We start from the raw sequence: 20,981 nt of genomic DNA, 5'->3' as shown, positions 1-20,981 counted from the left end.
GGGCCCGCTCAGTGCGCAGCCAGGGCCACCCCGTCCGGCTCCAGGCCTGCCAGCCGGGACGGTCGCACGACGACGAGCAGGACCGCCGTCGCCGCCAGCATGCCCCCGGCGACGACGAGGGACCTGGCGACCGCGCCGGTGCCCAGGACGCCCACCAGGGGCGCGGCCAGCGCGCCGACGCCGAACTGCACGGCGCCGAGCAGGGCGGAGGCCGTGCCGGCCGCCTCGCCGTGGCGGGACAGGGCCAGGGCCGGCGCGTTCGGCATCGCGAGGCCCGCCGCCGCGAGCACCACCCACAACGACACCAGCAGGGCCGGCAGCCCGCCGAACCCGGTCACGGCGAAGGCGAGCAGTGCCAGTCCGGCTACGCTGCCCGCGGCCAGGGCGACGACGAGGATCCGCTGCGGCGGGTGGCGGCGCAGCAGCCGTACGTTGAACTGGGTCGCCGCGATCAGCCCGACCGCGCCCGCCCCGAAGGCCAACCCGAACTGCTGCTCGTCCAGGCCGTACTGGTCCTGGAAGACGAACGACGACCCGGCGACGTACGCGAACAGGGCGGCCATGGCCAGCCCGGCGACCAGGACCAGGCCCACGAATGTCCGGTCACGCAGCAGCGAGCCGTAGACGCCCACCGTCGCGACCACACCGCCGCGGCGGCGCCGCTCGGCGGGCAGCGTCTCGCGCAGGCCGAACGCGGCGACCACCACGAGCAGCACGCCGAAGGCGGCCAGCGCCACGAACACGCCGCGCCAGTCCGTCCAGCGCAGCAGCCCGCCGCCGAGGGTCGGCGCGAGGATCGGGGCCGCCCCCATGACCAGCAGCAGCCGGGAGAGCAGCTTCGCGAAGGCCGCGCCGTCGAACAGGTCGCGGACGACGGCCATCGCGACCACCGAGGCCGCGGCGACGCCGAGGCCCTGCACCACCCGCAACGCGCCGAGAACCGTGATGCTCGGCGCGACGACGCAGAGCAGCGACGCCACGACGTGCAGCGCGATGCCGGCGATCAGCGGCGCGCGCCGGCCGACGGCGTCGGACAGCGGGCCGATCAGCAACTGGCCGAGGGCGAGGCCCGCCAGCGTGCCGGTGAGGGTCAACTGGACCGCCGCCGAGGTGGTCTGGAAGTCGTCGACGATCGTGGGAAGCGCGGGCAGGTACATGTCGATGGTCAGCGGACCCACCGCGATCAGCGACCCGAGGACGAGGACGAGCCGCAGGCGTTGCCGGGGGCTCATCAGGTCACCGGGCGTCAGCGGGGCTGCCGACCCCTTGGGGGCGTCGACGGCGGCCGTCATCGGCTCGCCGCCGGCCGGTCGGTGCGCAGCCGGGCTGGGAAGAGTGCAGGAGTCACATCTGGCTCCAAATCCGGATCCGGTGATCTCATTCCCGCTCGGCGGCGAGGTAACGGAGTTCACAGTCGGGCGGCGGCGGCCGAACGGCGACCGGAGCCGCTGCGCACGGCCCGGGTCCCGTCGGTCGGGCCCTCGCGCCAGCACCATGTTGTCACCCGTGGCAGCTAGTCTGCGCGGGTGTGGGAGACGATGGTGCGGAGCGACCCCGATGGCTGACGCCGACGACGTCCGGCACCTGGCGCTGGCGCTGCCGCACGTGGTCGAGATCGACAGCGAGGGCTTCGACTTCCGGGTCGCCGACAAGGGGTTCGTCTGGTCCTACCCCGAGCGCAGACCCGGCACGTCGCGCCTGATCCGGACCGACGTCGCGGTGCTCTACGTCGGCGACGAGGCGGAGAAGCAGGCGTTGCTCCTCGGCGAGCCCGAGGTCTTCTTCACCACGCCCGCCTACGAGGGGCTGCCCCTGGTCATGCTGCGGCTGGCGCGGGTGGACGTCGACCGCCTGACGGAACTCGTCACCGACGCGTGGCGGATGCGCGTTCCGGGCTTGCTCCTCGGCGACCTCGACGGCGGCACACCGGTCCCGGCTGAGGCTCCGTCGCGACCCCGCTCGACACGAACCCGCCAGTAACATAAGCGCACCCCGGGCGCATCACTCTCCCACGAAGTGGACGGCCGCAACACATGCCGGGAAACGATCACGGTTGCGTCCGGCGTTTTGGCTGGTCAACGCCGCAACATCGTCCGTTCGCCGAACGGATTCGGACCCCTGACCTTTTGATCCACAGGCACGAGGGTGGACACTGCCGAAGGTGCCGCCGCGTCGCGGCCCGCGCATCATTGGTCTAAAAGGAGGGCTCGATCGGTGTTCAGTCGTGTCGCCATCGTCAACCGTGGTGAGGCCGCCATGCGGCTCATCCACGCCGTACGGGACATCGCCGCGGAGACCGGGACACGGATCGAGACCGTCGCCCTGCACACCGACGTCGACCGTACGGCCACGTTCGTCCGCGAGGCGGACCTGTCCTACGACCTCGGTCCCGCGTCCGCGCGCCCGTACCTCGACCTGAAGGTGCTGGAGCGCGCCCTGGTGGAGTGCGGGGCCGACGCCGCGTGGGTCGGCTGGGGCTTCGTCGCCGAGGACCCGGCGTTCGCGGAGCTGTGCGAGCGGATCGGCGTCACCTTCGTCGGACCGAGCCCGGACGCCATGCGCAAGCTGGGCGACAAGATCGGCGCGAAGCTGATCGCCGAGGAGGTCGGCGTGCCGGTCGCGCCGTGGAGCCGCGGCGCGGTCGAGACCCTGGACGCCGCTTTGGCGGCGGCGGCCGAGATCGGCTACCCGCTGATGCTCAAGGCGACCGCGGGCGGCGGCGGGCGCGGCATCCGCGTGATCACCAACGAGGCCGAGCTCGCCGACGCCTACGAGCGCACCAGCCAGGAGGCCGCGCGGGCGTTCGGCAGCGGCGTCGTGTTCCTGGAACGCCTGGTCACCGGCGCCCGGCACGTCGAGGTCCAGGTGATCGCCGACGGCCAGGGCACCGCGTGGGCGCTCGGTGTCCGCGACTGCTCGGTGCAGCGGCGTAACCAGAAGGTCATCGAGGAGTCGGCGTCGCCGGTGCTCGGTCCTGAGCAGACGGCCGAGCTCAAGGCGTCGGCCGAACGGCTCGCCGTCGCGGTCGGCTACCGCGGCGCGGCGACCGTCGAGTTCCTCTACCACCCCGGCGACCGGCTGTTCGCGTTCCTGGAGGTCAACACCCGCCTCCAGGTCGAGCACCCGATCACCGAGTCCACCACCGGCTTCGACCTGGTCAGGGCGCAGCTGCACGTGGCGTCGGGCGGGCGGCTCGAGGGCGAGCCGCCGGCGGAGCGCGGGCACGCCATCGAGGCCCGGCTGAACGCTGAGGACCCCGACCGCGACTTCGCGCCCTCCCCCGGCCGCATCGCGCGGCTGGACCTGCCCGCCGGGCCGGGCATCCGCGTGGACACCGGCGTCAGCGAGGGCGACACCATCCCCGCCGACTTCGACTCGATGATCGCGAAGATCATCGCGTACGGCCGCGACCGCGACGAGGCGCTCGGCAGGCTGCGCCGGGCGATGGCGCAGACCACGGTGATCATCGAGGGCGGCGCGACGAACAAGAGCTTCGTGCTCGACCTGCTCGACCAGCCCGAGGTGATCGACGCCAGCGCGGACACCGGCTGGATCGACCGCGTCCGGGGCGAGGGCAGGCTGGTAACGCACCGCCACTCCGCCGTCGCGCTGGCGGCCGCCGCCATCGAGGCGTACGAGGAGGAGGAGCGCGTCGAGCGGCAGCGGCTGCTGTCGACGGCGTTCGGCGGACGCCCGCAGGTGCAGCACGAGAGCGGCCGACCGCTGGACCTCAAGCTGCGCGGCGTCGACTACCGCGTGCGCGTCGCGCGGGTCGGCGCACACCGGTTCCGCGTCGGCGTCGAAGCGGGTGGCGCCGTGCGCACCGCCGACGTCGAGCTGGACCGCTTCGACCGGCACACCGGGCAGATCGTCGTCAACGGCACCCGCTACCGCCTGCTCATCGGCACGCACGGGCCGATCCACCTGGTCGAGGTGGACGGCGTGGCGCACCGGGTCACCCGCGACGAGGGCGGTGTCCTGCGGTCGCCCAGCCCCGCGCTGGTCGTCGCCACGCCGTTAAAGGTCGGCGCCGAGGTCGAGGCGGGCGCGCCGGTGCTGGTGCTGGAGAGCATGAAGATGGAGACGGTGCTGCGGGCGCCGTTCAAGGCGCGGCTGAAGGAATGCGTCGTCTCCGTGGGCACCCAGGTGGAGACCGGCGCGCCGCTGCTGCGGCTGGAGCCGCTCGCCGACGACGCCGAGGCCGGGGAGACCGCGGCGACCGAGTCCGTCGAGCTGGACCTGCCCGAAGCGCCCGCCAGGATCCCGGCGCGGGAGCGCGCCACGCGCGGCCAGGAGGACCTGCGCAGCCTGCTGCTCGGCTTCGACGTCGATCCGCACGACGAGCGCCGGCTGCTCGACGACTACCTCGCCGCGCGCCGGTCGGCCACCGAGGACGGTCACCGGCCGCTGGCCGAGGAACTCGGCCTCATCGACGTGTTCGCCGACCTCACCGAACTCAGCCGCAACCGGCCGACGGGCGAGGACGGCGGCGGCGCCGGCCACGTGCCGAGCGCCCGGGAGTACTTCCACACCTACCTGCAGTACCTCGACGTGGACCGGGCCGGGCTGCCGGAGACGTTCCAGGCCAAGCTCGCCAAGGCGCTCGGGCACTACGGCGTCACCGAGCTGGAGCGCTGCCCCGAGCTCGAAGCCGCCGTGTTCCGGATCTTCCTCGCCCTGCAACGCGCGTCCGCCGACGCCACGGTCGTCGCGACGCTGCTGCGCGCCTGGCTGCGGGAGCCGCCGCCGGACGAGTCGCTGCGCGAGCCCGCCGGTCTCGCGCTGGAGCGGCTGGTGGCCGCGACGCAGGTCCGCTTCCCGGTGGTCTGCGACCTCGCGCGCGGCGTGGTGTTCGCCTGGTTCGCCCAGCCGCTGCTGCGCCGCAACCGGGCCCGCGTCTACGCCGACGTGCGCCGGCACCTGCGTCACCTCGACGCGCATCCGGACGCGCCGGACCGCGCGGAGCGCGTCGCCGAGATGGTGCGCTCCACCGAGCCGCTGGTGCGGCTGCTCGGCCAGCGGCTCGTCCGCGACGACGTGGACAACGCGGTCATGCTGGAGGTGCTGACCCGGCGCTACTACGGCAACAAGGACCTCACCGGCGTACGCACCAGCGAGGTCGAAGGCTGCACCTTCGTGGTCGCCGAGCGGACGGGCTCGTGCGTGGTCTCCGCCGCCGTGGGCTTCGACGCGCTGGGCAGCGCGCTGCGCGGCCTCGCGGAGCTGGCGAGCGGCCACGACGCCATCGACGTCGACATCTATCTGGCGTGGGAGAACCAGCCGGCGGACTTCGACGCGATGGCGGCGGCGCTGCACGAGGTCGTCAGCGCGCACCCGCTGCCGAACCAGGTCCGCAGGCTCACCACCACCGTCGCGGGTCGCAGCGGCGCGGTGATGCACCACCACTTCACGTTCCGCCCGTCGACCATCGGGATGATGGAGGAGCGGCTGATCCGTGGCCTGCACCCGTACATCGCGCAGCGGATGCAGATGGAGCGGCTGAGCAAGTTCGACCTCACCCGGCTGCCGTCGTCGGACGAGGAGGTCTACCTCTTCCAGTGCGTGGCGCGGGAGAACCCGTCGGACGACCGCCTCGTCGCGTTCGCGCAGGTGCGCGACCTGACCGAGCTGCGCGAGCACGACGGGCGGCTGGTGGCGCTGCCCACCGCCGAGGACGTCCTCGCCACCTGTCTCGACTCGATCCGTCGCGCGCAGTCGCGGCGGCCGTCGAGGAAGCGCTTCAGCACCAACCGGATCGTGGTCTACGTCTGGCCGCCGAGCGACCTCACCCGCGCGGAGCTGGAGATGATCGCCCGGCGGGTGCTGCCCACGACCGCGGGTGCCGGGCTGGAGGAGATCCTGTTCATCGCGCGGCAGCGCGACCGCCGCACCGGCGAGCTGACCAAGATCGCCGTACGCGTCTCGTTCGACGCCACCGGCGGCACCGCGCTGACCGTCGGCGAGCCGTCGGACGAGCCGGTCGAGCCGCTCGACGACTACCGGCAGAAGGTGCTGCGCGCGAGCAGCCGCAACGCGGTCTACCCGTACGAGCTGACCGGCCTGCTCGGCACCTTCGTCGAGCACGACCTCGACGACGACCACGCGCTGGTGCCGGTCGAGCGGCCGAAGGGGCGCAACAGCGCGGCGATCGTGGCGGGCGTGGTGACCACGCCGACCCGGCGGCACCCGCAGGGCGTCACCCGGGTCGTGCTGCTGGGCGATCCGACGAAGGCGCTCGGCGCGCTGTCGGAGCCGGAGTGCCGCCGCGTGATCGCGGCGCTGGACCTGGCCGAGCGGATGCAGGTGCCGCTGGAGTGGTACGCGCTGTCGGCGGGCGCCCGGATCTCCATGGAGTCGGGCACGGAGAACATGGACTGGGTGGCCGCGGCGCTCAAGCGGATCGTCGAGTTCACCCAGGACGGCGGCGAGATCAACGTCGTGGTCGCGGGCATCACCGTCGGGGCGCAGCCGTACTGGAACGCCGAGGCGACGATGCTGATGCACACCAAGGGCGTGCTGGTGATGACGCCCGACTCGGCGATGGTGCTCACCGGCAAGCAGTCGCTCGACTTCTCCGGTGGGGTGTCGGCCGAGGACAACTTCGGCATCGGCGGCTACGACCGGGTGATGGGTCCGAACGGGCAGGCGCAGTACTGGGCGCCGAACCTGGCCGGGGCGCGGGACGTGCTGATGGCGCACTACGAGCACACGTACGTCGCGCCCGGCGAGCAGGGGCCACGGCGGGCGCGGACGGCCGACCCGCTCGACCGCGACGTCTCCACCTTCCCGCACGTCGTGGCGGGCAGCGACTTCACCACCGTCGGCGAGATCTTCTCCGCCGAGGCCAACCCGGACCGCAAGAAGCCGTTCGACATCCGGACGGTGATGCGGGCGCTCTCCGACCAGGACCACCCGGTGCTGGAGCGGTGGGCGGGCATGGCCGACGCGGAGACCGTGGCGGTGCAGGACGTACACCTCGGTGGCATGCCGGTGTGCCTGATCGGCATCGAGTCACGGTCGGTGCCGCGGCGCGGCTTCCCGCCCACCGACGGCCCGGACACCTACACCGCGGGCACGTTGTTCCCGCGGTCGTCGAAGAAGGCCGCGCGGGCGATCAACGCGGCCAGCGGCAACCGGCCGCTGGTGGTGCTGGCTAACCTGTCGGGCTTCGACGGCTCGCCGGAGTCGATGCGCAATCTCCAGCTGGAGTACGGCGCCGAGATCGGCCGCGCGATCGTGAACTTCCGCGGGCCCATCGTGTTCTGCGTGATCTCGCGGTACCACGGTGGCGCGTTCGTGGTGTTCTCGAAGGCGCTGAACCCGAACATGACCGTGCTCGCGCTGGAAGGCTCGTTCGCCTCGGTCCTCGGCGGCGCCCCCGCCGCCGCGGTGGTGTTCTCCGGCGACGTCAACGCCCGCACGGCGGCCGACCCGCGCGTGCGGGAGTTGGAGGCCCGCGTCGCGGCGGCCTCCGGCACCGACCGTGCGGCGCTGACCGCGGAGCTCGACGAGCTGCGCTCGTCGGTGCGCGTGGAGAAGCTGGGCGAGGTGGCCGCCGAGTTCGACCGGGTGCACAACATCCAGCGCGCGGTCGAGGTCGGCTCCGTCGACGCCGTCATCCGCGCGGCGGAGCTGCGCCCACGCATCATCGACGCCATCGAGGGCCGCCTGCGCTGACGCGGCGACGCGCCACGGCGAGGTCCTCGCCGTGGCGCGTCACAGGCGTCTGCGGTGTGGCCCCCGGCCGGTGCAGGCCGGGGACCACAGCGCCGGGTCCCCGCCGCGTGACGACCGGACGCACCGGCGGACGGGCCCGGTCGGCTCTACCGCAGGACGCCCTCGTGCAGCGCCCGCAGCACCGCGTTGGTGCGGTCCCGGGCACCCAGCTTGAGCAGGATCGCCGACACGTGGTTCTTGACCGTCCCCTCCGCGAGGAAGAGCAGGCCGGCGATCTCCCGGTTGGTGTAGCCCTCGGCGACCAGCCGCAGCACGTCCAGCTCCCGCTCGGTGAGCTCCTGCGCCGGCGGGGCGCTCACCCCGACCGGGGACGGCGCCGAGCGGATGGCGCGCAGGAGCCGATCGGTGATCGACACGGCGATGAGCGTTCCGCCCGCGGCGAGGGTCTCGACCGCCCGGGTCAGCTGCTCCAGCGTGACGTCCTTGAGCAGGTAGCCCCGCGCTCCGGCGCGCAGCGCGTCGAGGACGAGGGTGTCGTCGTCGAAGGTGGTGAGCACCAGCACCGGCACGTCCGCCCCGCGCTCCCGTAGCCGTCGGAGGACCCAGATGCCGTCCCGGTGCGGCATCCGCAGGTCGAGCAGGACGACGTCGGGCCGGGTCGCGTCGATCGCGGCCAGGGCGGCCTCGCCGTCGTCGGCCTCGCCGACCACCTCGATACCCGCCATGTCGAGCAGGGTGCGGATGCCCTGCCGGACCAGCGTCTGGTCGTCGACCACGACCACCCGGGTCATGCCGCCTCGGCCGCTCGGGCCGGCCGGATCGCGCACGCCGGTCACCGGGCCGGCATCCGGGCGGTCACCCGGAAGCCCGCGCTGCCGTCGTACGCGATCTCCCCGCCGAGTCCCGCGAACCGCTCCGCGAGGCCCCGCAGCCCGTTGCCGGGTATTACGGCCCGCGCGCCCTGCCCGTCGTCTACCGCCGTCAGGCGGATCGCCTCACCGTGGCGGACGATCGTGACTCGCAGCTCGCCCGCGCAGGCGTGCCGCAGAGTGTTGGTGATGATCTCCTGGACGGCCCGCACGAGCGCCGCGGTCTGTTCCTCGTTCGGTTCGACGTCCTCGCCCACCTCGACCGTCACGTCGAGCCCGGGGATCTCGCGGCCGATGTCGCGCAGCGCCTCGGCGAGGTCGGCGGCGGGCCCGGCGCGCAGCGCGCTGACGGTGTCGCGCACGTCGGCGAGCACCTCCCGGGCCACCCGGCCGGCCCGTTCGACGTGCTCCCGCGCCGGGTCGCCCGCACGGTGCCGGGCCGCCTCCAGCTCCAGGGTGAGGACGGTGAGCTGGTGACCGAGCAGGTCGTGCAGCTCGCGGGAGATGCGCAGTCGTTCCGCCGTGCGGGCGGACCCGGCCAGCAGCAGGCTGGCCGCCCGCAGCTCCACGTGCGCCCGGGCCAGCTCCCGACGGTGCTGCTGCTCCCGTCGGACCGCGGTCACGCTGAACGTCGTCGCGATCTGGATCAGCCCGTAGAACACCCCGGACGCGAGCGGCTCGACCGGGTCGTCGTGGACCCGGCCGACGGTCAGGGCGATCACGGCCGTGTTCAGCGCCACCACCAGCAGGTTGACCGGCAGCCGCAGGGTCTCCGGTCCGAGCGCGGCGATCACCACCAGCAGGATCGGCAGCATGCCGGCGCGGGGGGCCGTCGCGACCACGCCCCAGCCGGCGACCACCGCCGTGCCGTAGGCCGCCCACCTCGTGCGGGGTGCTCCCCATTCGGCCACGGCGCCGAGCGCCGCACCCAGGGTGACGACGAAGAGCCCCACCCACACCGGCGCCGGGATGTCCGGCTCGACCAGGCCCAGCATCACCGGCGACCCGACGCCCACGCACACGACGAGCATCACCAGGCCGGACCACTCATCGAGCCCGAGCCGCCGCATGCGGCAACCCTAGCCGCCGCGTCCGGCGAGCCACGGGTGCCGAAAGTCATGGCCGGCGGGGCTGACCTCCGGCACAGGCGGCGGGCGGGTGGCGCCGACCAGCATGGGGAGCATGAGCCAACCCGCCATCGAGGTCGAGAACCTGCACAAACGGTACGGCGACGTCGTCGCCGTCGACGACGTCAACCTGACGGTGGCCCCCGGTGAGGTGCTGGGCGTCCTGGGCGTCAACGGGGCCGGCAAGACCACGATGATCGAGCTGATCGCCGGCCTGCGGGTCCCCGACAGGGGACGCGTCCGGGTGCTCGGGCGGGACCCGCGCCGGGACCGGGCCGCCGTCCGCCAGGTGCTCGGCGTGCAGTTGCAGCAGGCCGAGCTGCACGCCGCCCTGACCGTCGGTGAGCTGCTCGGCCTCTACCGCAGCTTCTACCCCGATCCGCGCCCCACCGACGAACTGCTCGACCTGGTCGAGCTGCGGGGGCAGGCCGGAACGCGGTTCGAGAAGCTCTCCGGCGGCCAGCAGCAGCGCCTCTCCATAGCCCTGGCCCTGGTCGGCCGCCCGCGGGTGGTGATCCTCGACGAACTCACCACCGGACTGGATCCGCGTGCCCGGCGGCGCATCTGGGCGGGCGTGGAGGGGCTGCGCGACGAGACCGTGCTGCTGGTCAGCCACGCGATGGACGAGGTCCAACGGCTCTGCGACCGGGTCGTGCTGCTCGACGCCGGCCGGATCGTCGCCCTGGACACCCCGACCGGGCTGGCCGCCCGGGTCGGCGCCGCGAACCTGGAGGAGGCGTTCGTCCGCCTCACCGGCAAGGAACTCGTCACGGAGGAGGACGCATGAACGAGGTGACCGTACGACGGCCCGGGGCGGGCTCGTGGCTGACCCTGATCGGGTGCGAGGCGAAGATGGTCGTCCGGGACACGGCCGGGCTGGTCGTACCGATCGGGCTGCCGCTGTTGATCCTGGTCATGAACGCCGCTGCCGCCGGTGACCAGGAGGTCGCCGGCGGGCGCTCGGCGCTGGACCTGTTCGTCCTTCCGCTGGTCTTCACCATCGTCCTCGCCACGATCGGCATCGTGAACATGCCGAGCTTCCTGGCCTACTACCGCCGCAGCGGGGTGCTGCGCCGGCTCGCGGTCACCCCGGCGTCGCCGGCGATGGTGCTCGTCGCCCAGCTGGTGGTGAGCCTGGCGCAGGCGCTGGTGGGGATCGGGCTGGCGTACGCCGTCGCCGTCGTCGGCTTCGGCGCACGTCCGCCGGCCCACGTCGGCATGGCGCTCGCCGTGGTCGGGCTCTCGGTGGCCGCGATGTACGGGCTGGGCCTGATCGTCGCCTCGGTGGCGCCCACCCCGAACTCGGCGGTCGCCATCGGCCTGATCGCCTTCTTCGCCCTCGGGGCCGTCGGCGGCCTGTTCGGCGGCACCGCCTCCCTGCCGGAACCGGTGGCCCGGGCCGCCTCGTGGCTGCCGTTCGGCGCCACCGTCGAGGCGCTCTCCAGCGCCTGGGCGGGGGCCTCGGTCGACGCGTCGAACCTGGCGGGTCTGGCGATCACCGCAGTCGTCGGTGCGACCGTCGCCGCGCTCCTGTTCCGTTGGAACTAGTGCCTGCGTCGCAGTCGGTGCCAGCGCGGTTGCTGCCGGCGCCGCCCGACATGGTCGGCGACGCCGCCGCCACGCTGCGCCGCGGTGAGCCGATGCGCGCGCAGATCCGTGCAGGTCCGCCTGCCGTCACCGGGCGCGGGCAGCTCAGGCAGCGGGCTCGACGCCGGGGCAGCCCACGACCGTGGTCGCCGGCCCGGCCGCGGTTCCGCCGCTGGCGGTAACCGTAAATAATGGAGCGATGACCCGTCGTGGTGTGAGAATCGCGGGCTGGACGGCCGGTGCGGCCTGCTCGCTGGGCCTGATCGGCCTCGGCGTGGCGTTCGTCCAGATCGGCGTGACGGCGGCCGACAAGTGGGCCAGCGCACTTGGGATCTTCGTCAGTGTGCTGGGTCTGGCCCTGTCGGTCCACACTGCGGCGTCGACCCGCAGGTCGATGTCCCGGGCCGGGGCCGGGCCGGTCGATCGGGTCGACAACACGATCGAGGGCGGCGAGTTCGCCCAGTCGGTCGTCCAGGCCCGCGACCTGACGATCGGGGGCCCGTCCTCGCCGTCCGCGACGACCGCGCCCGCCCTCGCGTCCCCGGCGGCCGACGCCGGTGCCGGCCGGGTGACCAACACGATCAGGACCGGTACGTTCCACGGTCCGGTCACCCAGGCTCGTGACGTCGGCCGGCAACCACTCGACCCGCCGGTCCGCAACGACGAGGCCGGCCCGTCCCGGGGCGGGCCGGCATGAAGGGTGACGGGTTCGGGCGCCGGCTCTTCGGCCGACGGGCGGGCGGGGCGACAACGAACACGATCACGGGCGGGGTGTTCCTCAACGCGGTGATCCAGGGTCACACCATCACCGTGACCCTGCCTCCGCAGGTCACCCCGGCCGGGTTGCCCCGGGCCGCGAAGTCCTTCACCGGCCGGGAAGCCGAGGTCGAGCTGCTGCTCAAGGAGCTGGCGCCCGGCGGGAGCGCCGGAGCGGGACCGGTCTCGGCGGTGGCCGGGCTGGCCGGGGTCGGCAAGACCGAGCTGGTCGTGCAGGCAGCCACCCGGGCGCAACGGCAACCGGGCTGGTTCCCCGGTGGGGTGCTGTTCGTGGACATGTTCGGCTACGACCCGCGACGACGACTGTCGCCGGGCGAGGCGCTGCTCGGCCTGCTACAGGCGCTGGGCCTGCCCGGGGAGCACATCCCCGCCGAGGAGCAGGACCGCAGCCGGCTGTTCCGCAGCGTGCTCGCCGCCTACGCCGCACAGGACCGGCGGTTGCTGCTGGTCGTCGACAACGCCGCCACGGCCGCCCAGGTGACCCCGCTGCTGCCGAGCGACGACAGCACCGCCACCTTGGTCACCTCACGGCACACCCTGGCGATCGGGGCCCGACTGCATGACCTCGACGTGCTGGACGTCGAGGCGTCCGTGCGGCTCCTGGCCGAGCAGTTGGCACAGGCGCGCGGCCCGGCCGACGCCCGGGTGCGGGACGAGCCGCGGGCCGCCGCCGAGATCGCCGGACTGTGCGCGGGTCTGCCACTGGCTCTGCACATCGCCGCCGGCCTGCTGGGCGACTCCGGTACCCGTACGCTGGCCTCCCTCGCCGAGGCGTTACGCGCCGCGCACACCCGGCTGGACCGGCTGAGCCGGGAGGACCGCGCGGTTCGCGCCGCGTTCGACCTGTCCTACCGGCAACTGAGCACCGCCCAGGCCCGCCTGTTCCGGCTGCTGCCGGTCAATCCTGGCCCGGAGGTCGGGACCGATGCCGCCGCGTGCCTGGTCGACACCGATGCGCACCGGGCCGAAACCCTGATGGAGGACCTGTCCCGGGCCCACCTCGTCGAGGCAGCCCCCAGCTGGGGGCGATGGCGGATGCACGACCTGGTCCGCCTCTACGCCGAGGAACAGGCGAACGCGGCGGCCGAGGCCGATGCTCCGGATGCCGCCCGCGCCCGGCTGTTCACCTACTATGTCGCAGCCACCGCCGCCGCCAGTGCCCATCTGCAGCCGCCACCGGTCGCCGCCGTGCCCGCCGCACCCTCCGTCCCCGCGGACGCCGTAGCCCGGATCGAGACCACCTACGCCGCCGCGGGACAGGTGCAGCCGCCCCCGGTCACGGTCGCCTTTCCCACTCGGGCGGAGGCCCTGGCCTGGCTGGAGTCCGAACGGCCCAACCTGGTCGCCGTCTGCACGACCGTGGCAACGCACGGGCACCGCACGGCCTGCATCGCGCTGGGATCCCTCCTGCACGCGTTCCTGTCGTTCCGTCGACATCTGTCCGAGCTGATCACGGTCACCGACAGCTACCGTGCCCTGTGTCGGCAGGCCGGGGACCGGCACGGCGAAGGCATGGCGCTGAGCAACCTCGGCGTGGCCCTGAACGAGGCGGGCCGGTCCGGCGAGGCGGTCACCGCCCACACCCAGGCCGTCGAGCTCATCGGGGAGACCGGTGACCGGCACGACGAAGGTATGGCGCTGAACAACCTCGGCCTGGCCCTGCGGGCGGTGGAACGGTTCGACGAGGCGGTCACCGCCCACACCCGAGCGTTGGACATCTACCGGCAGATCGACGCCCGGCACAGCGAAGGCACAGCGCTGAACAATCTCGGCCAGGCCCTGCGGGCGGTGGGGCGGTTCGACGAGGCGGTCACCGCCCACACCCGGGCCGCCGAGATCTGCCGCGAGACCCGCGACCGGCAGGGTGAGGGCATCGCCCTGAACAACCTCGGTGCGGACCTGCAGGAGTTGCAGCAGCACGAGCGGGCCATCACCGCGCACACCCGGGCCATCGACATCTTCCGGGAGTTCGACGACCGGCACCACGAAGCTGAGGGGCAGCACCACCTGGGCTCGGCGCTGCGGGCGGTGGAACGCCTCGACGAGGCGATCGCCGCCCACACCCGGGCCGCCGCGCTCTTCGGCGAGAACGGCGACCGGCAGGACGAAGGCATGGCGCTGACCAACCTCGGCCTGACCCTGCGCAGATGTGGGCGGTGCGCCGAGGCGGCAACCGCCCACACCCGGGCCGCGATGGCGTACCGCGAGGCGGGCGACCGGCGCGGTGAGGGCATCGCGCTCAGCAATCTCGGCGTGGCCCTGCAGGAGGCGGAACGCCTCGACGAAGCGACCGATGCCTACGAACAGGCTGTGGAGGCGTACCGCGAGGCCGGTGACCGGCAGGGTGAGGGCATCGCGTCGAACAACCTCGGCAACGCCCTGCGGGCGGCTCGACGGTTCGAGGACGCGATCACCGCCCATGTCCGGGCCGCCGGGATCCACCGGGCGACCGGCGACCGGCACCGCGAGGGTAGAGCGCTGATCAGTCTCTGCCTGGCCCTGCTCGAGACGAGGCAGGCGGACGAGGCGCGGCGCCGCTTTCGACAGGCGATCGAGGCGTTCACCGGTGTCGGCGAGCGCGAGAGCGCCACGATGGTGCAGCGGTGGCTCGACGATCTCCGCCCGGGAACGATCCCGCTCCGTGTCTTCCCGCCGGAGGTCCACCAGGCGGTGTTCGTCGTCCTGATAGGGCTCGCGATCGCCGACGCCAGGTCGGGCAGGTCGCTGCGGGGCGGTCTCGGAGCCGCCCGGTCCGCGTCGGACGACACGTAGGGCGCCGCAGGGCCGGCCCGCCGCGCCGGTCAGAAGGCGTAGCGGTCCAGTGCGATCCCGTCCGCGCCTCCGGAGTGGCTCACCGCGACCCAGTCGTCCCCGGCACCGGCGAGCCAACCGGGGTACCGGCCGAGCTGGCGGCCGGTCGACACGTCGTAGACGAGTACGACCGGTCGTTGCTCCACCGCGCCGCTGACCGCCACGAGGCGGCCGGTCACGCTCGACCGCCAGCTCGCCGACGTGCCGGACAGTCCCGGGTCCGGCGCGCTCCACCGCGTCGCGCCGGTGGCCATGTCGAGCAGGGCCAGCTCGCCCTCGTCGGCGGTGCGCCGCACCAGCACGGACCGGTCGTCGCCGTCGATCGGCACGCCGGGGGCGACGCCCTCCCACTGCGTCCTGCCGGTCCGCAGGTCGACCACCTGCGGCCGGCCGACGGCGTTGACCGCGACGAGCCGGGTGCCCGTCCCGATCAGGGTCAGCCCGCTGCGGTCGTGCGCCAACCGCTTGGCGCACTCGCCGTCCTCGCGTCGCCCGCTGAAAACCTCGCCGGACCAGCCTCCGGCGCCGGTGGCCGCGTCGACGGTGGCGATGCTGACGGTGCACCGCCGGTCGCCCTGGGGCGGATCGTGGTCGGTGGTCACCAGCAGGTTGCCGGCCACGAAGCCGTGCCAGGCCCGGCTCGGCAGGCGTCCGGCGCCGGCCTTGCCGGTGGTGGGTGCGACGCTCGTGTAGGTGCGCCCGTTCAGCCGCACCGACACGTACCGCTGGGTGGGCGCGGCGTACGGCGCGCGGACGCCGAGCGCCTCGTCGCTGACCCGGGCGAACCGGTCGGCGGGCAGTTTCCACAGTTGGCGACCGTCGCGGACGTCCCGGGCGATGACGACACACTTCGCGGACTGGCCGGTGCCGACGCACTCCCGGTCGTACACGACCTGCTGCTGCACGACGACGTCCTGGGTGTCCTCTGCCCGCCAGCGGGTGGCGCCGGTGGCCGCGTCGAGCACCTCCAGCGGCCCCCCGTCGCTGGCGCTCACCACGATGAGGTCGCCGGCGACCGCGTACTGGTAGGCCATCGGGAACGGACGACGCCAGCGGTCCTGCCCCGTGGAGCGGTCCACCGCCCGCAGTTCCCGCCCGTCCGGCACGACGACGACCTGGCCGAGCTGCGTCAACGGCTGGTCGAGCCGCCTGGCCGTCACCGACCAGGTGGGTTCCGGGCCGCCCTCCCCCTCCGTTCCGGTCCCGCCGCCGCGCAGGCTCTCCTGGGTCACCGCGATCCCCGGCGCCGGCTGCTCGGGCGGCTCCGCCCGTGGCCCGGTGCAGGCGGCGAGCCCGACGAGCAGGCCCAGGGCCGCCCCTGCGACGCACGAACGGGGCGGGCGGTGCGACGGTGACAACGGACTCTCCCTCGATCGGTGGCAGAGCCCACCATAGGATCCGCCCGCACCCCCGACGTGGGGGCGGCAACGGAGAAGGGCCAGTCCCGGCGGAACTGGCCCTTCTCGACGATCATCGCGGTGCGGTGGTCAGCTGACCGACTTGTTGTAGCTGTCGATGGCGCCCTGCACGCTCGCCGCGGCGTCCTTCATGGCCTGCTCGGCCGGCTTGCTGCCGACGATGGCCGCCTCGAGGCCGTCCTCGGAGGCCTTGCGGGCCTGCGGCATCACGCCCAGCAGGCAGCCGGCCGACGCGACCGACGGCGGGAGCGCGTGCAGCTGGTCGACGGCGGTGCGGAACTGGGGGAACTTCGCCATCCAGTCCTTGTCGATCTGCTCGTCGAGCGCCTTGGCGTTGATCGGCACGTACCCGGTGCTGGTGTGCCACTTGGCCTGCTCGACCGGGCCGGAGGCGAACTTCACGAACTCCCAGGCGGCCCGCTTCTCCTTGTCGTCGTGGCCGACGCCGTTGATCCACAGCGACGCGCCACCGATGATCGGTCCGCCCGTGGAGGAAGCGCTCACCTTCGGGTACGGGGCGGTGAGCACGGTGAACTTGCCCTTCGCGGCGTCGACGTAGCCGCGCAGCACGCTGGTGGACTCCAGGTGCATGGCGACCGTGCCCGACTTGAAGGCGGCCTGGGCGTCGTCGGTCTTGCGGCCGGTGTTCGTCGCGTAGCCGCCCTTCACCAGGTCCGTCCACCACTGCGCGACGCGCACGGCCGTCTCCTGGTCGAACTGCACCTTCGTGGCCAGGCCGCTGCGCCCGTTGCCCTTGTCGCAGTACTCCTTGCCGTCGGTGGCGAGCAGCTGCTCCACCAGCCAGCCGTAGATGGCGGCGTTGAAGCCGTACTGGACGGTCTTGCCGCTGGCGTCCTTGACCGTGAGCTTCTTCGCCAGCTCGCCGATCTCGTCGAGGTTCTTCGGCGGCTTCGTCGGGTCGAGCTTGGCCCGCTCGAACGCCTCCTTGTTGAGGTACAGCAGGGGCGTCGAGGAGTTGAACGGCATCGACCAGAGCTTGCCGTCGACCGAGTAGTAGCTGGCGATGTTCGGCTCGATGTCGCCGGCGTTGAAGCCGTCCTTCTCGATGAACTTGTGCATCGGCACGACCTGCTTCGAGTCGACCATGAAGCGGCTGCCGATGTCGTAGATCTGCACCAGGGCCGGCGTGCTCTTCTGCTGCACCGACGCCTTGTACTTCGCGATCGTCTCGTCGTAGCTGCCCTGGAAGACCGCCTTGACCTCGACCTTGCCGCCGCTCTGGGCGTTGAAGTCGGCCACGAGCTGGTCGACGGCGGTGGCGTTTGCCCCCTTCATCGCGTGCCAGAACTCGATCGTGGTCTTGTCCGTGGCCTTCTCCAGCACCTCGGCGCCGGGCGCGTCGAGCGCGCCGCTGCCGCCGTCGGTGTCGGACCCGGAGTCGCCGCAGGCCGTGAGCGCGGCGGCGGCCACGACGGCGACGAACGCCGCCGCGGTCCGGCGGAGCCGAGGTCTTCTCATTGCTTCTCCTTCTCGATGGTTCAACGCAGCGCCCCGGCGGTCAGCCCGCGGACGATGTAGCGCTGGCCGAAGATCACGACGGCCAGCGTGGGAAGCAGGGACAGCGCGACGCCGGCGAGGACGAGGCCCGGCTGCGCCGCCTCGGCGTCGTTGAGCTGGGAGATGCCGATCTGCAGCGTCTGGAACTCGGTGTCGCGGATCAGGATCAGCGGCCAGAAGTACTGGTTCCAGGCCGAGAGGAAGACGTAGACCCCGACCGCCGCGATGGAGGGCTTGGACAGCGGCACGATGACCCGCCACAACAGCCGCCAGTGGCCGCACCCGTCGATCACCGCCGCGTCGCGCAGCTCGGTCGGGAACTGCAGGAACGCCTGCCGCAGCAGGAACGTGCCGAACGCCGAGGCGAGGAAGGGCAGCACCAGGCCGAGGTAGGTCAGCCCGCCGCGCGTCAGGCCCCAGTCGGAGATGGCCAGGTAGTTGGGGATGATGATCGCTTCCCACGGCACCATGAGGGTGGCGAGGAAGAGACTGAACGTCGCCGCCTTCGCCGGGAGGCGGAGGAACGCGAAGGCGTACGCGGCGAAGATGCTGGTGACGACCTGCGCCACGGTGATGATCCCGGCCTGCACGGCGGAGTTCGCGTAGAAGCGGCCGAGCGGCACCGAGCGAAACACGTCGGTGACGTTCTGCCAGTGCAGCGCGCTCGGCACCAGCGCGGGCGGATAGGTCGCCAGGTCGCCGGGGCCCATCACGGCGCCGACGAACCCGTAGTAGACCGGGAACAGCACGGGGATCGCGGCCAGGCCGAGCACGACGTAGACGGCGACCCGGCCGAGGTTGAGCTTTTTCATCGGTAGTGGACCCGCCGTTCGAGGACGCCGAATTGGACGGCCGTGCAGCCGAGCATGATGACCAGCAGCACGACGGCCTGCGCGCTGGCCGCGCCGAAGTCGGAGGAGCCGAAGGCGAACGCCTTCTCGTAGATCGAGTAGACAAGCGTCGTCGTCGCCTGGTCCGGCCCGCCCTTGGTCAGGATGTGGATCTGCCCGAAGCTCTGCAGGGCGTGGATCGTGGACACCACGACGAGGAAGAACAGCTGCGGGGAGAGCAGCGGCACGGTGATCCGCGTCGCCAGCCGCCACCCGGTCGCGCCGTCCAGCCGCGCCGCCTCCACCACCTCCGGCGAGATCGCCGAGACCCCGGCGGAGAGCACGAGGATGTTGTAGCCGAAGTTCATCCACACCGTCGCGGCGCAGACGGCGGGCAACGCGATCGACGGGTCGGTGAGCCAGTTGACCCGGTCGAAGCCGAGGGAGCCGAGCAGGCCGTTCGCCACCCCGATCGCCGGGTTGTAGATGACGGCGAAGATGACCGACGCGGTCGCCACCGAGAACGCGAACGGCAGCGCGAACGCGGTGCGCAGCGCCCGTACGCCCCGGATGCGCGCCTCCAGCAGCAGCACCACGAAGAGCGCGCCCAGCACGGCCGGCACCACCGAGAAGAGCGTGAACAGCGCCGTCGTGGCCAGCACCTTGCCGAACTCGCCGGACAGCATGTCCCGGTAGTGCGCCGCGCCGACGTACTCCGACGCGGCGCCGAAGATGTCGTTGCCGTGCACCGACAGGTACAGGGTCCGCCCGAGCGGCCAGAACACGAACAGGGCGAAAACCCCCACCGAGGGCAGCAGCATCAGCCACGCGAGACCGGACTCGCTGAAGCGTGCGCGCCGCACCTGTCGGGCGGTGGAGGGCGTGGATTCTGAGGTCAGGGAGCGGTCGCCCGGTGGCGCGCCGACGGTGGCAGGGGGAGGCACCGCAGCACCCTACCAACGACATCGAGGGATAGACATCATTCGGGCGTGACGTGCCGTCAGCGCGGGAGCGGGGGCCGCGAAAATCTCGGCTCTTGACGCAAACGGGCAGCCCGGGCGTGGTCGAGCCCCTACGGTCGGTTGTCGACACCGCGTCCCGACACCACCGGCCCGAGGAGCCCGACCATGCAGACGATCGTGGCCGGTGGCCCGCAACGTGCCCGCTGCCGATTGGATACGTCGCGGGCGGTCCGGCCCGGTCCCACCGGTGCCGAGCACTCCTGCGGTACGTGACCGTGCCGGCAGGTCACTCCGACGATCACGGCGACCGCCGCCGGCCCGAGGGCGGACGTGCAACCGGTGCGCGGAACCGTCGAGAGGAGGATTCCCGTCTCGACGACCTCACCGGCCGGCTCGACAAGCCGATGGGGATCCTCGGCGTGCTGTTCCTGCTGCTGGTGCTCGTACAGTCGTTCACCCACGACGAGGCGCTCAACAACGCCCTCACGGTCGCCAGCTGGATCCTGTGGGCCGTGTTCGTGGCAGAGTTCGCCCTGCGTGCCTGGCTGGCTCGACACCGAGCCCGGCAGTTCTGGAAGCAGAACTGGTGGCAGGTGATCTTCCTCGCCGTACCCTTCCTGCGGTTCGCCCGCGCGGCCATCGCGCTTCGGGCGGCCCGGGGAGCCGGCGTGGTCGCCGCCGCAGTGCGCGGCTCCCGCTCGGCGGGCCGGCTGCTCACCGACCGGCTGGCCTGGCTGGCCGTCGTGACGGTGACGGTCATCGTGACCGCCGGGCAGTTGCTGACAGTGACCGGCGCCTACCGGAACCACGGGCAGGCCCTGCACGACGCCGCGCTCACCACCATCACCGGTGTGCCGCTCGGCGCCACCGACACGTTCGCGCAGATCCTCGAACTGGTGCTGGCCGTCTACTCCGTGGTGGTGTTCGGCACCCTCGCCGGCGCTCTCGGGGCGTACTTCCTCAGTCATGGGCACACCGCGGACGAGCCCGAACAGCGGGAGCCAGAGCCGGGGCGGTGAGCGGCACGCGTATCCAGCCCGACTCACCGCCCGCACAGGGCTGGTCCACCGAGCAACGCCTGCTCTTGCTGCGCGCGTACGGACACGCCAGGTTCACCGCGGTGCGCCCCCGTCGCACCGCTGCCGCCCGGCAAGGTCAGGGGCGCCTGCTCGTGAGGAGCGGGCGCTCGGACGCTGGCGGTGTGCCACGCGTCAACATGGCCATGACGTCGGGGGCGGGCTGAATGCGCGACGACCGGCCCGCACAGCCAGAGTGGCGAGGGCCGCGTTGGCGCCACCACTGATCACCGCGCCGATACCGAACGGTGCCACCCGCCCGAGAACGATGACTCCCTGCTTGGTGCCGTACCTCGTGTCTGCCCAGGACCCCATTGATCTGGCGCAAC

General features: G+C 72.7%; 14 protein-coding genes. 7 read left to right on the top strand and 7 right to left on the bottom strand.

The features are described 5' to 3' along the window. Positions 1-8: 8 nt before the first annotated feature. Positions 9-1,292, bottom strand: a complete 1,284-nt coding sequence (locus EV374_RS24380) for a multidrug effflux MFS transporter (protein WP_486485935.1) — start codon at positions 1,290-1,292, stop codon at positions 9-11. A gap of 265 nt (positions 1,293-1,557) precedes the next feature. Between EV374_RS24380 and EV374_RS24375 the strand changes: the two genes are divergently transcribed. Both EV374_RS24375 and EV374_RS24370 read left to right on the top strand, forming a co-directional pair. After that, positions 1,558-1,980: an MmcQ/YjbR family DNA-binding protein gene (locus EV374_RS24375; protein WP_132239165.1), complete on the top strand. Its 423-nt coding sequence runs from the start codon at positions 1,558-1,560 to the stop codon at positions 1,978-1,980. Positions 1,981-2,214: 234 nt separating this feature from the next. Then, complete coding sequence (locus EV374_RS24370) at positions 2,215-7,677, top strand: ATP-binding protein (RefSeq protein WP_132239163.1); 5,463 nt, start codon at positions 2,215-2,217, stop codon at positions 7,675-7,677. A gap of 146 nt (positions 7,678-7,823) precedes the next feature. Here the strand turns inward: EV374_RS24370 and EV374_RS24365 are convergent, their stop codons facing one another. Next, entirely contained in the window at positions 7,824-8,468 is a 645-nt protein-coding gene (locus EV374_RS24365; RefSeq protein WP_132239161.1) for a response regulator transcription factor, read from the bottom strand. A 41-nt stretch (positions 8,469-8,509) separates the two neighbouring features. Beyond that, the gene (locus EV374_RS24360) at positions 8,510-9,616 is read right to left on the bottom strand and encodes a histidine kinase (RefSeq protein ID WP_132239159.1); all 1,107 of its coding nucleotides are present in this window, start codon (positions 9,614-9,616) and stop codon (positions 8,510-8,512) included. 112 nt (positions 9,617-9,728) lie between these two features. Here EV374_RS24360 and EV374_RS24355 point away from each other — a divergent pair, with 112 nt between their 5' ends. From EV374_RS24355 to EV374_RS24340, 4 genes are all read left to right on the top strand, one after another. After that, positions 9,729-10,460, top strand: a complete 732-nt coding sequence (locus EV374_RS24355) for an ABC transporter ATP-binding protein (protein ID WP_132239157.1) — start codon at positions 9,729-9,731, stop codon at positions 10,458-10,460. After that, a complete protein-coding gene (locus tag EV374_RS24350) occupies positions 10,457-11,221 on the top strand; it encodes an ABC transporter permease (protein ID WP_132239155.1) in 765 nt (254 codons plus the stop codon). Before EV374_RS24355 ends, EV374_RS24350 begins: the two co-directional genes overlap by 4 nt. Positions 11,222-11,459: 238 nt before the next feature. Further along, positions 11,460-11,957 (top strand): hypothetical protein, encoded by a 498-nt coding sequence (locus EV374_RS24345; protein ID WP_132239153.1) that lies wholly within the window; start codon positions 11,460-11,462, stop codon positions 11,955-11,957. Then, a complete protein-coding gene (locus EV374_RS24340; RefSeq protein ID WP_132239151.1) occupies positions 11,954-14,809 on the top strand; it encodes a tetratricopeptide repeat protein in 2,856 nt (951 codons plus the stop codon). The genes EV374_RS24345 and EV374_RS24340 overlap by 4 nt, the downstream gene beginning before the upstream one ends. Before the next feature lie 29 nt (positions 14,810-14,838). Here the strand turns inward: EV374_RS24340 and EV374_RS24335 are convergent, their stop codons facing one another. The 4 genes from EV374_RS24335 to EV374_RS24320 all read right to left on the bottom strand — a co-directional run bounded on the left by EV374_RS24335 (position 14,839) and on the right by EV374_RS24320 (position 19,558). Next, positions 14,839-16,206 carry an outer membrane protein assembly factor BamB family protein gene (locus tag EV374_RS24335; protein ID WP_165947895.1) on the bottom strand — a complete coding sequence of 456 codons (1,368 nt, stop codon included), beginning with the start codon at positions 16,204-16,206 and terminating at the stop codon, positions 14,839-14,841. Between the two features lie 129 nt (positions 16,207-16,335). Then, on the bottom strand, positions 16,336-17,745 hold the full coding sequence (locus tag EV374_RS24330; protein WP_132239147.1) for an ABC transporter substrate-binding protein: 1,410 nt from the start codon (positions 17,743-17,745) through the stop codon (positions 16,336-16,338). Positions 17,746-17,765: 20 nt separating this feature from the next. Next, positions 17,766-18,596, bottom strand: a complete 831-nt coding sequence (locus EV374_RS24325) for a carbohydrate ABC transporter permease (RefSeq protein ID WP_132239145.1) — start codon at positions 18,594-18,596, stop codon at positions 17,766-17,768. After that, positions 18,593-19,558, bottom strand: a complete 966-nt coding sequence (locus tag EV374_RS24320; RefSeq protein ID WP_207914510.1) for a carbohydrate ABC transporter permease — start codon at positions 19,556-19,558, stop codon at positions 18,593-18,595. The genes EV374_RS24325 and EV374_RS24320 overlap by 4 nt, the downstream gene beginning before the upstream one ends. Positions 19,559-19,995: 437 nt before the next feature. Here EV374_RS24320 and EV374_RS24315 point away from each other — a divergent pair, with 437 nt between their 5' ends. Continuing rightward, a complete protein-coding gene (locus tag EV374_RS24315; RefSeq protein ID WP_207914508.1) occupies positions 19,996-20,595 on the top strand; it encodes a hypothetical protein in 600 nt (199 codons plus the stop codon). The last annotated feature ends 386 nt before the right edge of the window (positions 20,596-20,981 follow it).

The organism is Micromonospora sp. CNZ303, from assembly GCF_004345505.1.
Note: the sequence above shows the minus strand (reverse complement) of the source record. Positions and strands in the feature narration are given on the sequence as shown.

Coding starts and splice junctions, on each gene's coding strand:
- EV374_RS24380 (WP_486485935.1), bottom strand. CDS start 1,292: ATGACGGCCGCCGTCGACGCCCCCAAGGGGTCGGCAGCCCCGCTGACG.
- EV374_RS24375 (WP_132239165.1), top strand. CDS start 1,558: ATGGCTGACGCCGACGACGTCCGGCACCTGGCGCTGGCGCTGCCGCAC.
- EV374_RS24365 (WP_132239161.1), bottom strand. CDS start 8,468: ATGACCCGGGTGGTCGTGGTCGACGACCAGACGCTGGTCCGGCAGGGC.
- EV374_RS24360 (WP_132239159.1), bottom strand. CDS start 9,616: ATGCGGCGGCTCGGGCTCGATGAGTGGTCCGGCCTGGTGATGCTCGTC.
- EV374_RS24355 (WP_132239157.1), top strand. CDS start 9,729: ATGAGCCAACCCGCCATCGAGGTCGAGAACCTGCACAAACGGTACGGC.
- EV374_RS24350 (WP_132239155.1), top strand. CDS start 10,457: ATGAACGAGGTGACCGTACGACGGCCCGGGGCGGGCTCGTGGCTGACC.
- EV374_RS24345 (WP_132239153.1), top strand. CDS start 11,460: ATGACCCGTCGTGGTGTGAGAATCGCGGGCTGGACGGCCGGTGCGGCC.
- EV374_RS24340 (WP_132239151.1), top strand. CDS start 11,954: ATGAAGGGTGACGGGTTCGGGCGCCGGCTCTTCGGCCGACGGGCGGGC.
- EV374_RS24330 (WP_132239147.1), bottom strand. CDS start 17,745: ATGAGAAGACCTCGGCTCCGCCGGACCGCGGCGGCGTTCGTCGCCGTC.
- EV374_RS24325 (WP_132239145.1), bottom strand. CDS start 18,596: ATGAAAAAGCTCAACCTCGGCCGGGTCGCCGTCTACGTCGTGCTCGGC.